Here is a 15,524-nt window from a genome sequence, read left to right on the forward strand (position 1 = left end):
AACAGATCAAGAAGGCAGAAAAATAAGTCTATATTTTCATTTTCGTTAAATATCTGCGTTTAATAGCTAAAGCGAGTTTTTTCCAATTATTTGGAGAGCAAATTCAGTACAATTATTCAGGTTTCGTCCCGCTTTCCGTTTTACTTCACCCGATGAAATATCGGGCTCGTGCTCACTTCAATCGGGTCTAGATGGCAGGGCAGGCATTACTATTACTGGTTAATCGCACAGCCGGCAAACATTAATGTACGCAATTTTTGCACAAACCCCTGTTCATAAACCCGGTAGTAGCGTGCATCCCGATTTAAGCACCAGTTTATGTTATATTTTGGTGTGCTTGCTTGTTTCACAGGTTTCCATCGGGATAAAGCGAATAACGGGGCTGCTGTTGCCGAAGAAATACTGAACATTCATTTTCAGCTAAAAACAATAAACTTAACTTAAGCTTTGGGATAACCTGATACAAAAACGAATTGCCAACTCGGTAGGTTTTAATGGCTGAGTTTACCAACAACACTTAACCCATACCTATTCTGCTAAGCTGTTGATCGAAATGCTTATTCATCATACGCTGATAAACCTGTTCTGCAAGCACATACAATAAATCTGCCTTTTCAAACAGGCGCAACACGTCTGGTTCACTGATCGTGTAATTGTTTTCGTAACGCACAGCCAGATAAGCCTCATCAAGCAAATGCAACAGGCTAACCTCTTCTTCCCTATCATTAAATAACTCGGAAAGTGGCTTTACATAAGGTTTAATATACAATTGATGAACTTTAATGCGGTGTGTTTTTTTATCCTTTCCCATTACCAGAGTTTCGATGGCCCCGTACATCAGATCGAAAACCTGATGCAACATAAAAGCGCAGTATGCTAGATGTTGCTGTTTAAAATAGAATGTTGCGCCCGATAAAAATTTATTAGCCTTATCAATTCCCTGGCGATAAATGGTGCTCACATGATCTGCAACAAGTTCCGGTGTGCCCCCGTTTAGAAAATTTCCGGAAATACTGAATAAACAATTTTGAACGGTGGTGGCATAGTAAAAAAACAAACTTCCCTGCTGTAATGCCTGCTCCACCTCGTGTACATGAAAAACCCGGTAACTCCATTCCATTTCCCCGTTAAATACAATATTTAATACCGGCGTTAATTCGTTTAAAATACGTACATGTTTAAACGAAACCATAATCAGCATTTCTAGTGCTGCCTTATCAGCCAAAAAGTTATTATGGAGATAAATATACTGAGCAGGTACTGCAGCCGTAATGCCCTTTAATAAACGCACTATGCTTTCATCTTTTAGCGCATCATGACCCAGGTTTAAAGATTTACTCCGCATAATAACCCCCTTCATCATTTTCAATTAATGCAGGAGTATTGATCATTACAAAAAAAGCTTCCATAATCATCATCATGCTTTCATACTGTTCAAACAAAAATTCCTTATCCATTAGTTTAATGCTGCTCCTGGTACTGAAAGCAGCATATAACCACTCTAATAGCCCTAAACGCAGCTGTTTAATTTTTTCGGGAATAAAAAACGACTCCACAAACAGGTAAGGATTTTCTATATGTACTGCCGCCAGCGTATTTACCTCGCACAATTCTTTGTGGTAGGTATCGCTGTTTATAAATTGCTCTTGAGCAGCGGGCAAACCTTCGGCGCCCTGATAAGTTAGTTTTTTAGCCGTGATTAAATAACCTGCGTTAAGCAGTTTTGTAAATTGGTTATAGAAGAAAAAATAATCGGCCACGTCGCTCACACATCGCTCTTCTGCCAGGGCGGCTTTGTACCAATTTTTTAAATAAGCTTTATGCCCGCTAAGGTTATCCAGGCTAAAGAAAAATTCAATTGCTTTAAATGGATCATTAAATAATTCCTGTTCGAAAGCCAAAGGCGATGTACTTTCGAATATGGCCATATGGTAATAGCGATCGATATTTTTAAAACTATTTCTGGTAATAATCCTTTCGTGGATGAGCCAACAAGCCTCCAGCATTTTTTTGGTGTTTTCGTAAAACGCCGCAACATACTGGTCCCAATCCAGATCGAGGTTATTTTCCAATGCAGCCAACAGCCATTCTTTGTAAACCAGCTTATAGGTATCTGATTGAAAAAACAGGAAAATATCAAGAAAGGTAAGTTTTGGATTTTTCATTTCACCGCTGCTTAACAGTTTCGGATAGTAATCAAGCAGTACCGTTTCGCGTTCCACACCACATTCATCAGCCCCAATCGCTTTCACAAATGCGGTATCGGTTTCAATGTGGTTAAAAATTAAATCCGAATAATCGAAAAGCGGCACTAATTGCTCGTAAAAAACCAACAGTTTTGCGGGGTGCTTTTGTGGTGAAAAATCGAATTCGTTCTGTGGAGGGATTAACCAGTTTTTTAAAAAATTTAAATGGTAGCTTACGCCATTTGATGAAAAAAAGCTTTCAATTGCACCAATAAATGCCACAGTTTCTTTTTTAAAATTTAAGTCCCCATCCATAGTGTATATTTTTTAAATGATTATATTAGCTAACGAATTTAGCAAAATAAATATAGTTAAACTATAATTAATTCAAAAAACTTATCAACATCTCTTATGAATGAAAATCAGCGCTTAAAAAGGTTAATGGAATTACTGCATTTTAAAACTCAAAAGGATTTTGCTGCTGCATTGAATATTCAACAAGGTTCTTTATCAGATATTTTAAGAGAAAGGGTTAATGTATCTAATGCGATTAAAGATCGTTTGGAAATGAAATTCGACGTTAATTTAACCTGGCTGGAGGATGGAATTGGCGAACCTTTTTTCAAAAAAAAACCAGTCGTTGGCGAAAGTAGGGAGGGTGTGCCATACTTCGATATGAGCCTATCTGATGCGAAAGAGCACATGGTGGAAGAAGAACGGGCAGAATACCTGGTAAATTACCTGCCTTTTAACGATTGTACAGCCTATTTACCGGTTTATGGTGATAGCATGTACCCGCAATATGCCGCAGGCGAAATTATAGCGATAAAAGAAATTACCAATTACGAAATTTTACAGTGGGGCGAGGCTTATGTGGTGATGACGGATGAAGATAGTAACAGTCTGCGTACTATAAAGCTAATTTTTCAGCACACGGATGATACCAAACTAATCCTCCGTTCTTCAAATCCAAATTTTAAAGGCGATACCGTAATCAGCAAAAAGAACATCCAGGCACTTTATATTATAAAAGGAAAAATTACCAGGAATATTATTTAGGCAAAGCAGTTTTCGGTTCGAGTCTGTATTATAAATTGTCATTTCGAATAAATGACAGGAGTTTTTTTGGTGCGATAGGTTGCGTATGAGTCGTCATCAGATAGCTATCGGATGCGAGAAGGCTCTTTCAGCCGACAGCCTGCCCCGATTTTCGGGGAAGCAATCTTACAACTATCGCTAGTAGGGAGCGCTTTAAGATTGCTTCGTGCCTCGCAATGACGACTTTCTTTAGTATCTGTCAATAGGGATAATTTATTGCATAAAATGAATCTTAACGAGAGGGCTTTTAGTGCTATGTGGCGGAGAAGGAATCGTCATTGCGAGAAGGCTTTTTCAGCCGACGAAGCAATCTCTCTAGCAAGGAGCAATAGCATGAAAGATTGCTTCGTCGTTCCTCCTCGCAATGACGATTTTTATAAGAACCATATATTCGTTTGCAACGATGGCTAGTGAGATTTGCATTTCGAACGCAATAAACAATCTTCGGAAATCAATCGCACAGTTTATTGAACAGACTTAGAGATAAAACACACGCTCAGAACTCCAAACTAAAAAAGCGGCCCGATCATTGATCAGAACCGCTTTTCTTATACATTACAACCCTTTTAGTAACCCGGATTCTGGTACATTTTAACCGGATCTAATTTTACTTCATCAAAAGGAATAGGATAATACCTGTCTTTTGTGGTTACGTTAGCCAGCTTAGCAATTCCATACGATGATTGTGGTTTCGCTTTTAAGTAAGTAACCAACTCTGCAGCAGTAAAATTCCTGATTAAATCGAACCATCTTTGGTGTTCGAAAGCAAACTCTACCCTACGCTCGTGTAAAATGGCTAGTTTTAAAGTCGGGAATTTAGCGGCATAGGTAGCATCCGTTTTGGCAACCGCATAAACTGGCATCCCTGCCCTCGCCCTAACCATATCCAAATATTGAATAGCTACGGCATCATTGCCCTGCAACATATTAACTTCAGCAAGCATTAAAATTACATCAGCATAACGCATTAAGATCCAGTCGTTGCCTCCATAACCGTTTTTAGTTGCCAATTCGCTGGCATCGCGGAATTTGGTAATAAACCAGTCTTTTACTGTAGCATCATTTGCATATTTCACAGAGAAACTCTTTCTTGAATCATTTCCTTCATACTCATTAATCAAATCGAGCGTAACATTACCACCAACACCTGTAGCAGTTTTTTGCGAATTAATGGTTTCTCCCTTCGCCTGGTTATTGGCCGCAATACTTGAGCTGTAAGTGATGTCACCTTGTTTGTATGAAATCTGGAAAATCAATTCCTTACAAGTCGTTTTTTTAGTTACGTCGAAAACATCAGCATAGGGGATTTCGGAAAGGTTCCCAAAAGCTTTCATATTATAGGCTGCCAACAGGTAAGTGTTTGCATTGGTTAGGTTTTCTGCCTTATTGTTTGGCAGGGTGGCTGCCATGGTTAAATAAACCTTGCCCAGATAGGCATTTATGGCGGCTTTAGATGTTCTTCCGATATTCGCTGTTGCCGGAAAGTTGGGTAAAGTACTGTTTAACCCGTCTTTTAAATCGGCTACAATCTGATTGTAAACATCCGCTTCAGGTGCGCGGAAAACAAAGGGCGTCACCTCTTCATTAGTTGATAATTGTTTGGTTACCAACGGTACCGCACCCCACTTCCGTACCAGTTCGAAATACATAATTGCCCTTATGAATTTAGCTTCTGCAGCGTAATTTGCCTTATTAGCCTGAGTGGTAAAATTCGCTTTATCAATGTTGGACAAAATAAAATTGCTTCTGGTTATCGCATTGTAAAGGGCTAGCCAATGGGCTTTCAGATAGGAGTTGCTTGGCAGCAGGGAAAAATCGTTAAACTGAAAAGGTTCACCCGCATTACTCTGGTTATCATTTCTTCCGGTATCGTCAGAGCGTTCATCGGTAAATAAACCACTGTTCTCACCCATAGTGTTATTGCTCCTTAATGATTGATAAGCGCCATTAACGGCCAGCAAAACATCATTTTCTGTTTTAAAATAATCTTCAGGCGCTACTGCATTTGGATTCTTTTGATCCAGAAAATCCTTTTTACAAGCACCAAGACCAACCACAACAGCAAGGGCTAAAATGATATAAATATTTTTTCTCATGTTTTGAATTTTAAAAAGTTAATTTAATGCCAAGATTATAGGTTCTTGCCAAAGGGTAGTTTCCATAATCCACACCTGGTGTCAGGTTAGAGCCTCCGCTATAATCAACCTCCGGGTTATAGCCCTTGTAATCGGTAACCGTAAAAGCATTATCAACACTGGCATAAACACGTATGTTGCTCACTTTTATGGCATTTGCGAGCGTTTTAGGAAAGCTATAGCCCAAAGTAATGTTGGTACACCTGAAATAAGAACCATCCTGAATGTAGAAAGACGATAAACGGGTACTGTTACTTTGCGTACCTGCACGCGATGCACGGTAGTTTAAGCCACTACCCGGATTGGCCTCGTTTCTGTAACGATCGGCAGCCTCTACATACTGGTTTCCCGAACCTTCAAAATTATACAGGTAATAATCCTGTCCATCTAAAACCTGGTTTCCGTACGACCCATTGAATGATGCTCTTAAATCGAAGGTTTTGTAAGTGGTATTTAAGGCAAAACCATAGGTAAATTTAGGATATGGCGTACCAATTACCGTTTTGTCTGCATCATTTACGATACCATTTCCATCAGTATCCTGAAAATATAAATCACCAATTTTTGCCGGATTGGTTGAAGAAGCTGACGGGGCAACCTTTCCTAAATTATCAGCAGTGATCCTGCCCAATACTTTAAAACCATAAAACATACCTACCGGCTGACCTTCTTGTGTAATATGGGTTAAATAAGAACGTTCTGCACCATTGGTTAAGATAGTACTCGCGCCTCCCATATTTAGCACTATATTACGGTTAACAGCAATGTTTCCGCTAAGGCCTAGTGTAAAATCCTGGTTTTGAATAATTCGTCCATCCAACTGTAAATCGAAGCCTTTATTCCTGATTTTGCTATCAGTCAGATTGGTCAGGATAGATGAGGTACCTGAAATTCCAGAAACCGGCTGATTGAACAACAGGTTGTAAGAATAACTCAAGTAATAATTGGCAATAATATTTAAACGGTTTTTGAAGAGGCTGATATCAGTACCAAAATTATACTGAGAAGTAGATTCCCATCCCAGCTTCGGATCCTGAATGGCATTTGGCCAGATAGCAGTAGATATGGCACTACCGAATACAACACCATTTGGCGCACTCATTTCCTGCTGTGTCCTGTAATTCGGAATATTATTGTTTCCACTTAAACCCCAGCTTGCCCTCAACTTCACGGTTGATTGCTCACCAAGAAAATCTCTGTAAAAACTTTCATCTGATAGGTTCCAGCCCGCAGCAACAGAAGGAAAGTTACCATACTTATTCAACGGACCAAACCTTGATGAACCATCACGACGAAATGAACCGGTTAAAAAATATTTTCCTGCATAATTATAACTGAAACGGCCGAAATAAGAAAGTAAGGTATTGGTGGCTTTAGCTGTTTTATTTGATCCATCGGTTATTAAAGTTAAAAATCCTGCATCAGCACCTTTATCTGTAATTTCGCCAATATTATCATTCTGGAAACCACTGGCAGAAATACGGATCAGATCGCTGGTTGTTTTTTGAGCAGAATATCCTCCAAGCACATCAATTTTATGTTTACCAAAGGTTTTATTGTAGTTTAGGGTAAACTCACCAAGCTGATCGACCTGACTAAGCGTTTGTGCAATAGCATTCGCTGCAGTTATTGCAGCAGTAGAATAAGGCGGATTATTACCATTACTTAAACTGGTTGGCAGATAAAAATCATATTTCTCATTATAGGTCTGTGTACCTAAATTGGCTTTAAAATCTAATCCTTCCAATATTTTATAAGTAGCGTTGGCATTATAGGTGCTTCTTGCCCCTTTTCTGGTAATTTTTACTTGTTCAACTGTAGCCAAAGGATTCTCTGGGTTCTGGATACCGTATTGGGAAGCTAATGCGCCCATGCCAAACTGGATCGGATTTCCATTGGCATCCCTTGCCGGCAGATAAGGCAGGTAGATCAAAGCCGACATCATCGGACTTAAATCATAACGTCCTTCCCTCACCTCGCGGTTATCGTTCTGCGTATACGAAATGTTTGCGCCTACACGTAAACGCTCACTCACTTTGCCATCAATATTGCCCCTGAAATTGGTTACCTTTTGATTGGTATTGGTTACAATACCATCGTTGTTCTGGTAACCGCCGCTTAAAAAGTATTTTACATCTTTGGTACCGCCAGAAAAGGAAAGGTTATGGCGTTGAAAGGCCGCATTGCGATAGAGTTCATCCTGCCAGTCGGTATTATAAGCCGCAGGGATAGCCTGTTGCGTACTAAAATTATAAAGATCGGCCGGAATACTTACACTACTTCCATTGCCCACATTGGCAATACGGGTAGTATTGTTATCGCTAAACATGGCATCATTCCAGGTTTTGCCCGAGTTTACCCATAAATCTTTATAGGCATTATTACGTCCGTCAATTAAAAGCTGTATAAACTGGTTGGCATCCAGTAATTTTACTTTTTTAGCCAACTGAGAAATACCACCCTGAACATCATATTCAAACTTTCCTTTTCCATCCGTACCTCTTTTAGTGGTAATTAATACCACCCCACCCGATGCCCTTGAACCATAAATGGCTGCGGAGGCCGCATCTTTTAAAATGTCGATGGTTTCGATATCCTCCGGATTGATCGATACGTTATTCCCTGCCGGATAACCGTCTATTACATATAAAGGATCTGAACTGGCATTAATTGAACCGATACCCCGTACCCTTATTTTAGTACCAGAATATGGTGCTCCGCTCGTTTGCGATACCTGCACTCCTGCAACTTTACCAACCAATGCCTGGCCAACCGTTGGAGAAGTTAAATTCATTTCGCTGGCCTTAACACTACTGATTGCTCCGGTTACATCCGATTTTCTGATCTTCTGGTAACCTATGGCCACAACCTCATTTAAAGTATTACTGCTTTCTTTTAAAGTAATATTGATATTTTGACGGCCATTAACCGTAACCTCCTGATTATCGTAACCGATATACGAAAAAATCAGAACGGCATCTTCTTCTACATTAATTGAATACCGGCCATTTGGATCGGTAACAGCGGTTTTTTTTGTTTTCTTTTCGAAAACACTAACACCGGGTAAAGGTTGATTATTTTGATCGGTAACTGTTCCGCTCACCGTAGCAAATGCGCTATTGTGCAAGCCAGAACCATTTACACCGTGGCTAATTGCGATAGCGCTGGAGTTAAAGAGGGCCAGTACGCTTAAGGGCAAAAGCAATCTCCTGCAAATACGCTTTATACTTGCGGTTAAAAAAAATGATGTCATCTTTTTGTTCTTAGTAATGATTTTGAAATAGAATTGGGTTTTGTGTTTTTAAGTAGAAGCGTAGATTTTCACATTTACATAGGCTTATCCTTTATCGTTAACAGGTTAATTTGCGGAGCGTTCTACGGCGACAAAAGTATGCGTGTATTTTTAACACTATGTATCCCCTGCGTTAACTCTTCACACCAATCACAACACGTACTTTAAATTAACATTAAGCCATATTAAACAACACCTAAATCGGTTTATTGAGGAATTAAAGCATAACACCCTCTTAATGTTTCTTTAATGGGAGGTCTGTAAGTTTGCTTCCAAAACTTTTTCGATGAAATTCCTCTATCCTTTCCTTATGCTCTGCCTGTTTTACACAGGTTTAGCGGCACAGGATGCACCGCAACAATCTTATCAATTAATTAAGACCAGAAACGAAGTACAATACAAAAATTATTACCTGCTTACGCTTTTTCAGCAATTGCCTGGACTACGCAAAATGCTCAGTACAGATACGGTGTTCAGCAACATCTATAAATCAAAAACCAAACAGGTAAATGAAGCGGTGAAAACCTGCAAAACAGATATTAGTTGTTATGCCAACGCTTTAAAATTCAACAGTGAAGAAATAGCCCGTATTGGAAAACGTTTGGCGCTGCTTTATACAGAAAATAATCCATTGGGAGATTTGGTAAAAAATCATCTGATCCCTTCAGGTTGTTATTCCATGTTTGCCAAAGAGCAACATAAAGCCCTTTTAGCTAAAGCCTGGGAACAAGATGCCAATGCTATTAATTACGCTATTGGCGTATATGTAGAAGGTAACAAACCCAATTACCCGAAAATAGACTCCATCAGTTTTAAATTAAAAGATAAAGCGTTTGCAGAGCTTACCGCAGCCAATGCCTGGCTAGCCCTTCAGGGCAACAATAAACTGTTTTTTGAGCCCGCTATGCAATTTGCCCTTCAGGCATTAGAACTAAATGAGCGTAATGATGCCGCCGATTACGAACCGATGGCTAAAGGCGTAAACCTTGCCGCCATTAATCAGATCAAAAAAACAGATTGGAAAAAATATACTTACAGCGTAATCCTGGTTCCAGGTGCTGGTCCGGAGGAAAAAGATGTTGCGCTCAGCCCTGGCGGAATGATCCGTTGCAGGTTAGCGGCTTTGCAATATCAGCAAGGTACGGCACCATTCATCATGGTTTCGGGCGGACGGGTACATCCATACAAAACCAAATTCAGCGAAGCTTACGAAATGAAGAAATTCCTGATGGAAGTGCTTCAAATACCCGAAAGTGCCATCATTATGGAACCGCATGCCCGTCATACCACCACCAATCTTCGTAACTGCGCCAGACTGATGTTTAGATATGGAATGCCTATTGACAAACCTGGTTTAGCCTGTACTGTAAAATCGCAAAGCTTTTACATTACCTATATCTTACTAGAACGCTGTAAAAAAGAACTCGGTTATTATCCTTACAAAAACGGGAAACGTTTAAGCGATACCGAATCCGAATTCTATATAAATACAACATCCTTGCAGATTGATTTTGACGAACCCTTAGATCCTTAAGTTTATGAAAGTATTAAATCCAATTTTAGTGCTGATCGTAATGTTTTTTGTAGCCCGATACAGCAAAACAGATGGAAAAATCACAAAAACAATTACTATTGATTCCTTAGGTGCCTGTCAGGGAATTTCAAAGCAGAATGGAAAATATTTCCTTTATGGCGATAGAGAAGTTGGTGTAATGCGCGAATATAAACTTGAAAAAGATTCGCTCATTTATGAGCGTAAGGAATACAAGTTTACCGTTAAAGGCAAAAATACCATTAAACATCCTACCGGCATTGCCTACCACAAGGGTTTGCCAACATTTGTGGGCAACTCGGTTAAACAAAATGCAGCAGGCACACTTTGGAAAGCAGAAATTAACTGCATCAATTGGTCAGGTTTTTTAAAAAACAGAAAATTAGATGGAAACCTGATTAAAACTATTGAAGATGATGCCTGCATTCAGGGCACGCGACCAGAATATGTTAATTACAAAGGCAAATGGTATGTGGCCACAGCCGATTATGGCAATAAAGCTAACGAAGTGCGCTTGTACAATCCCGAAGCCTTATCGAAAGCCAACAAAACCAGCGAAAAATGTGTGCTTTTCAAAAAATTCACCTGTTCACCTTGGGTACAAAACTTACATTATATTGCAGATAAAGGAATCCTGGTTTTAATCCAAAATCAGATCGAAGGACGTAAATGGAGGTTCACCTTTATCGATCTCGAAAAATCGTTAATTAAAGGGCAAGAAGTTGTTTTAAATGTAATTGATACAGATAAACCAGATGAACTGGAGGGGTTTGCTTTTACCGATACAGCCAATAAAGGGATTGCCGTCAGCTCTTCGCACAAAAACAATGTGAGCTTTATGGATTTCACGTTTGGCGGTTAACGGTTAGCCTATCGGTTGGTGTCGCACCGACCGAAATGGAACATATTCATTATTTCTTCAAATTAGGAAACGAATGGCTTGTGGTTCTTGGCAGTTTGCAGTCCCGCCATTCGCTATAGCTCCGATAGAAAAAATTGGAGGCTGCTGCTGCTATCAGGTTTATAAGCTACGGATTGTGCACCCTTCAACCTTACAAATGAAATACTGCGTTAGCCACTTAGCCCCGGCTGAAGCGTTACCTTGCAGCAACGAGGTACGAGGCAGCGAAGCGTAAAAGCGGAAGAAGGGAACACGCTCCCCTTTTTAGCAAAAGCCATGCGCTTCAAAAAAAATTAATCAAATGCGCTTAAACCAATTATCCTTCGACTATGCTCAGGATGACACTTTATTCTATCTATTTATTCTAGCAGTTGGTACCTCAACAACCGAAATAAATGGCTTATCTAGGACATGAGCGACCTGTGGTGCCTGGCGTTATGCAGTGCCGCTTCCGCTTTAATCGGGTTTAGGAACAAAGGTTTTATGCACCCTGCAACCTTACAAATGAAATACTGCTTTAGCCACTTAGCCCCGGCTGAAGCGTTACCCTGCAGCAACGAGGTAGGAGGCAGCGAATCGTAAAAGCGGAAGAAGGGAACACGCTCCCCTGTTTAACACAGGCCTTGCGCTCCAAAACATAAGCTTGCGGTCGCCTAAATTTGTCAGTCTGAGCGGAGTCGAAGACCCTGGATGTGTTTAACCATGTGAGGAAATATGATCATGTAATTTGATGTATTAAAAAATCCTTCGACTACGCTCAGGATGACACTTTATTCTATCTATTTATTCTAGCAGTTGGTACCTCAACAACTGAAATAAATGGCTTATCTAGGACATGAGCGACCTGTAGTGCCTGGCGGTATTGCAGTGCCGCTTCCGCTTTAATCGGGTTTAGGAACAAAGGTTTTATGCACCCTGCAACTTACAAATGAAATACTGCTTTAGCCACTTAGCCCCGACTGAAGCGTTACCCTGCAGCAACGAGGTACGAGGCAGCGAAGCGTAAAAGCGGAAGACGGGAAGAAACTTAGTGTTATATACAGGCCTTGCGCTTCAAAACATAAGCTTTCGGTCGCCTAAATTTGTCAGTCTGAGCGAAGTCGAAGAACCGAATTTGTTTAACCATGTGAGGAATATATGATCATGTAATTTGATGTAGTAAAAGATCCTTCGACTGCGCTCAGGATGACACTAAGCGGCTTATCCTATCATTTGTCATCATCTACTAAACCATACAACTAAACAGGCACCCTTCTTTACTTTCCTTTTACACATCTTCGCCGTATCTTTATTAATCAAAAAAGAGGAAAGATATATGAATACTGAAAAAGCCATTCTTGCAGGCGGCTGCTTTTGGGGAGTAGAAGAACTGATCCGTCATTACCCTGGAGTGATCTCAACAGTAGTTGGATACACTGGTGGCGATGTGCCCAATGCCACTTACCGGAACCATGGCACACATGCCGAAGCCATTGAAGTTACTTTTGATCCAACTGTTTTAAGCTACCGTAAGTTATTGGAATATTTTTTCCAGATCCACGATCCGAGCACACGCAACAGACAGGGAAATGATGTAGGTACGTCGTACCGATCAGCCATTTTTTACAATAGTGAAGAACAAAAAAATACTGCCAACGCATTAATTGCAGAGTTGGATGCTTCTGGCAAATGGCCGGGCAAAATTGTAACCGAAGTAGTACCGGAAACCGATTTCTGGAATGCTGAAGAAGAACACCAGGATTATTTACAGAAAAACCCTTACGGTTATACCTGCCACTTCGAAAGACCAGATTGGAAATTATAAATCAGTTTAGCGCTGAGAGTTTGGCGTGTAGCGAAAGGAAAAACATAAACAAAAAAGCAATTTTCTTAATCGAAAATTGCTTTTTTGTTTAAAATCAGATCATAACTGATGTCCTAATCATCGTCGTCCTTTTTCTTTTTCTCCAATATCACAAAAGCGCTTCGTTTGGGTGCGGGCATTACCGATTGTTCACCCTTAACCGATTTCCATATCACTTCATTTAAATCTAAATCGGGTGCCGAATCTTCTTTGGCAAAGTTAAACAGTTCAGAACGTTTGCTGCTTTCGTTGACGGCAACATTTCTGGTATCTAAATCAATAATTGGCTGCAATACGGTATAAGGGGTAAAATCTGGTGTAGGCATAAAGCATTCATATAAAGGTATAGCGGCAGCATCATACTGGCTCATTGGTGGCAAACCCAATATAAGTTCCATTGTTCTTAAAAACCCAGAAGTAGAATACATCGTATGAACAGGTGTATTCCTTTTTACGTAAGGACCAACCACATATGCTGGCGAACGGTGCGCATCAACATGATCTGGTCCATTCTGTGCATCATCTTCCAGGATAAAAACAACAGATTCCTTCCAGATTTTGCTGTGCGATAAATGCTCCAGAATACGGCCAACAGCGAGGTCGTTATCTGCAACTGCAGCCTGTGGTGAGTATTTCCCTTTCTTTTGTCCGCTGGTATGATCGTTAGAAATTCTTAAAGTGTTAAACTGTGGCACAATACCTGCAACCAATAGCGAATCGAAATCGTGCTGCCAGGCATCTACCCGCACCTGATCTTTAATATCCATATCAAAACCTGGCGACGCAGCACACATGTGGCCCTGCAGCGATTTAATATTTGCTTTGCCATAATCGCCAAACTCACCATAACTGCGGTAGCTTACGCCTGCCCGCTGACAGTAATCCCAGATAAAACCTCCTTTTGGATAGGTAACCGGGCGGCCTCCTTCAAAAGTAGTGCTTCCCCCACGTGCGCCGTAACTGGTAGGCCAGGTTTTCTCTACCACATCGGTGGCGTAAGCGGCCATACTCCAGTTATGCCCATCGGCACTTACCTCGGCATCTACATAGAAATTATCCAGCAGTACAAAGTTTTCAGCAAAAGCATGCTGGTTAGGCGTAATTTTTCTACCAAAAAGCGTTAAGGTAGAATCGCCATTACCTTTTGTTATGTCGCCTAGTACCTGGTCGTAGGTCCTGTTTTCTTTAATGATATAAAAAACGTGTTTGATGGGCGATTTTTCGCCCTGTTTACGTGGAATAGGATTTCCTGCTTCACCATCGGCAGTAAGGGTCCGCTTATCCGTAAATGGCGTATTAGCGTACACCTGTTTGGTATATACTTTTAACTGTTCAGGCTTTGGCACATCAATAAAAGACAATGTTCCTTTAAATAAACCCGCAATATATTGTAGTCTGCTGTTGGCCGTACTGCCCATTTGGTAACCACTGTTATCTACCTTAGATATGGGTTGTGGTCCCTTTGGGTTAGCCATAGAAGTATTGCCTTTGCCATTGGTAACCAAAATTTTATTACCCAATACCTTAACACTAGTTGGGTACCAACCTACCGGAATAAAACCCTGACTTTGGCTTACCCCTGGTTTGCTTACATCAAACACCGCTAAACAATTGTTGTCTGCATTAGCAATGTACAACGTTTTCTCATTGGAACTTAAAGCCAGGCCATTGGTGGTAGAACCGGTCAATTGTGTAGCATAAAGCGTGGTGGCAATGGTTTCGATTACCCTATTATTTGCCGTATTGATGACCGAAACCGTATTATCGTTAGCATTGGCTACATATAGCGTGGTACCCTTTTTATTGAGCAACAGCTCATTTGGATGATCACCGACAGGAATGCGCTGCGAAAGGCTTTCTGATGCCAGATCGATAACCGCAACTGATTTCCCGCCCCAAAGTGAAACATAAAGCTTACTTTCATCTGCAGCTAAAACACAGCTGTAAGCGATTGCCGGAAGCTGAATTTTTTTAAGCACCTGCTTTTCAACAGGATTAACAATATATAAACTGCTATCTTCTTTAGTTACAGTATATAATTTGCTGTTATTTTTATTGACTACAATTCCTGCAGGACTGATTTTCCCTTTTGGCCAAACCGGACCAAGTTTAATGGTATCGCTTTTACCCAGTTTATTGTTCTGGATATTAAAATCTAAAATCCAGTTATCGTTGCCGCCTGAAGCATAAAGGTGTTTTTCGTCTTTACTAAACGCAATTCCGTACCAGGATTTACTCAGCACCTTTTCATTGATAATTTTTTCGGTTTTGGCATCAATTAGTTGCAGCGATTGTGTGCTCTGTCCGTTATTGGTTATCGCAAGGTACTTACCCGAAGGGCTTAACTGCATGTTTAAAGGCAAATCGCCTAGTTGCAGGGAATGCCCCGCCGGACTCAGTTTCCACCCATTGGGCAATAAAATTTGCTGGGTACTTTCGTTTTTTCCAGGCCATTGTGCAAATCCTTTTTGGATGAACAGGAAACCGAATAATATAAATAGGTATGACTTTTTCATT

9 protein-coding genes are annotated in these 15,524 nt (G+C 40.4%); 4 read left to right on the forward strand and 5 right to left on the reverse strand.

Annotated features, from left to right (window positions below; translation table 11 throughout):
• Positions 1–517 precede the first annotated feature (517 nt).
• Positions 518–1,363 carry a HEPN domain-containing protein gene (locus tag OQX63_RS04735; RefSeq protein WP_265849734.1) on the reverse strand — a complete coding sequence of 282 codons (846 nt, stop codon included), beginning with the start codon at positions 1,361–1,363 and terminating at the stop codon, positions 518–520.
• Positions 1,335–2,501 carry a hypothetical protein gene (locus tag OQX63_RS04740; RefSeq protein WP_265849735.1) on the reverse strand — a complete coding sequence of 389 codons (1,167 nt, stop codon included), beginning with the start codon at positions 2,499–2,501 and terminating at the stop codon, positions 1,335–1,337. The genes OQX63_RS04735 and OQX63_RS04740 overlap by 29 nt, the downstream gene beginning before the upstream one ends.
• Before the next feature lie 126 nt (positions 2,502–2,627).
• Between OQX63_RS04740 and OQX63_RS04745 the strand changes: the two genes are divergently transcribed.
• A complete protein-coding gene (locus OQX63_RS04745) occupies positions 2,628–3,245 on the forward strand; it encodes a LexA family transcriptional regulator (protein WP_322974254.1) in 618 nt (205 codons plus the stop codon).
• 605 nt (positions 3,246–3,850) lie between these two features.
• Here OQX63_RS04745 and OQX63_RS04750 read toward each other — a convergent pair.
• Together OQX63_RS04750 and OQX63_RS04755 are read right to left on the reverse strand one after the other, a co-directional pair.
• On the reverse strand, positions 3,851–5,380 hold the full coding sequence (locus OQX63_RS04750; protein ID WP_265849737.1) for a RagB/SusD family nutrient uptake outer membrane protein: 1,530 nt from the start codon (positions 5,378–5,380) through the stop codon (positions 3,851–3,853).
• 10 nt (positions 5,381–5,390) lie between these two features.
• Complete coding sequence (locus OQX63_RS04755; protein ID WP_265849738.1) at positions 5,391–8,672, reverse strand: SusC/RagA family TonB-linked outer membrane protein; 3,282 nt, start codon at positions 8,670–8,672, stop codon at positions 5,391–5,393.
• A gap of 325 nt (positions 8,673–8,997) precedes the next feature.
• Between OQX63_RS04755 and OQX63_RS04760 the strand changes: the two genes are divergently transcribed.
• From OQX63_RS04760 to msrA, 3 genes are all read left to right on the forward strand, one after another.
• Positions 8,998–10,245, forward strand: a complete 1,248-nt coding sequence (locus tag OQX63_RS04760; protein WP_265849739.1) for a YdcF family protein — start codon at positions 8,998–9,000, stop codon at positions 10,243–10,245.
• Positions 10,246–10,249: 4 nt separating this feature from the next.
• A complete protein-coding gene (locus tag OQX63_RS04765) occupies positions 10,250–11,125 on the forward strand; it encodes a hypothetical protein (RefSeq protein WP_265849740.1) in 876 nt (291 codons plus the stop codon).
• A 1,354-nt stretch (positions 11,126–12,479) separates the two neighbouring features.
• Positions 12,480–12,968: a peptide-methionine (S)-S-oxide reductase MsrA gene (gene msrA, locus OQX63_RS04770; protein ID WP_265849741.1), complete on the forward strand. Its 489-nt coding sequence runs from the start codon at positions 12,480–12,482 to the stop codon at positions 12,966–12,968.
• 113 nt (positions 12,969–13,081) lie between these two features.
• Here the strand turns inward: msrA and OQX63_RS04775 are convergent, their stop codons facing one another.
• Positions 13,082–15,523 (reverse strand): bifunctional YncE family protein/alkaline phosphatase family protein, encoded by a 2,442-nt coding sequence (locus OQX63_RS04775; protein ID WP_265849742.1) that lies wholly within the window; start codon positions 15,521–15,523, stop codon positions 13,082–13,084.
• Between the last annotated feature and the right edge of the window lies 1 nt (position 15,524).

It is taken from the genome of Pedobacter sp. PF22-3 (assembly GCF_026239555.1).
Classification (GTDB): domain Bacteria; phylum Bacteroidota; class Bacteroidia; order Sphingobacteriales; family Sphingobacteriaceae; genus Pedobacter.

Excerpts from the sequence above, each read along its gene's own strand:
- msrA (WP_265849741.1), top strand. The coding sequence starts at position 12,480 with ATGAATACTGAAAAAGCCATTCTTGCAGGCGGCTGCTTTTGGGGAGTA.
- OQX63_RS04740 (WP_265849735.1), bottom strand. The coding sequence starts at position 2,501 with ATGGATGGGGACTTAAATTTTAAAAAAGAAACTGTGGCATTTATTGGT.
- OQX63_RS04775 (WP_265849742.1), bottom strand. The coding sequence starts at position 15,523 with ATGAAAAAGTCATACCTATTTATATTATTCGGTTTCCTGTTCATCCAA.
- OQX63_RS04750 (WP_265849737.1), bottom strand. The coding sequence starts at position 5,380 with ATGAGAAAAAATATTTATATCATTTTAGCCCTTGCTGTTGTGGTTGGT.
- OQX63_RS04755 (WP_265849738.1), bottom strand. The coding sequence starts at position 8,672 with ATGACATCATTTTTTTTAACCGCAAGTATAAAGCGTATTTGCAGGAGA.
- OQX63_RS04745 (WP_322974254.1), top strand. The coding sequence starts at position 2,628 with ATGGAATTACTGCATTTTAAAACTCAAAAGGATTTTGCTGCTGCATTG.
- OQX63_RS04735 (WP_265849734.1), bottom strand. The coding sequence starts at position 1,363 with ATGATGAAGGGGGTTATTATGCGGAGTAAATCTTTAAACCTGGGTCAT.
- OQX63_RS04765 (WP_265849740.1), top strand. The coding sequence starts at position 10,250 with ATGAAAGTATTAAATCCAATTTTAGTGCTGATCGTAATGTTTTTTGTA.
- OQX63_RS04760 (WP_265849739.1), top strand. The coding sequence starts at position 8,998 with ATGAAATTCCTCTATCCTTTCCTTATGCTCTGCCTGTTTTACACAGGT.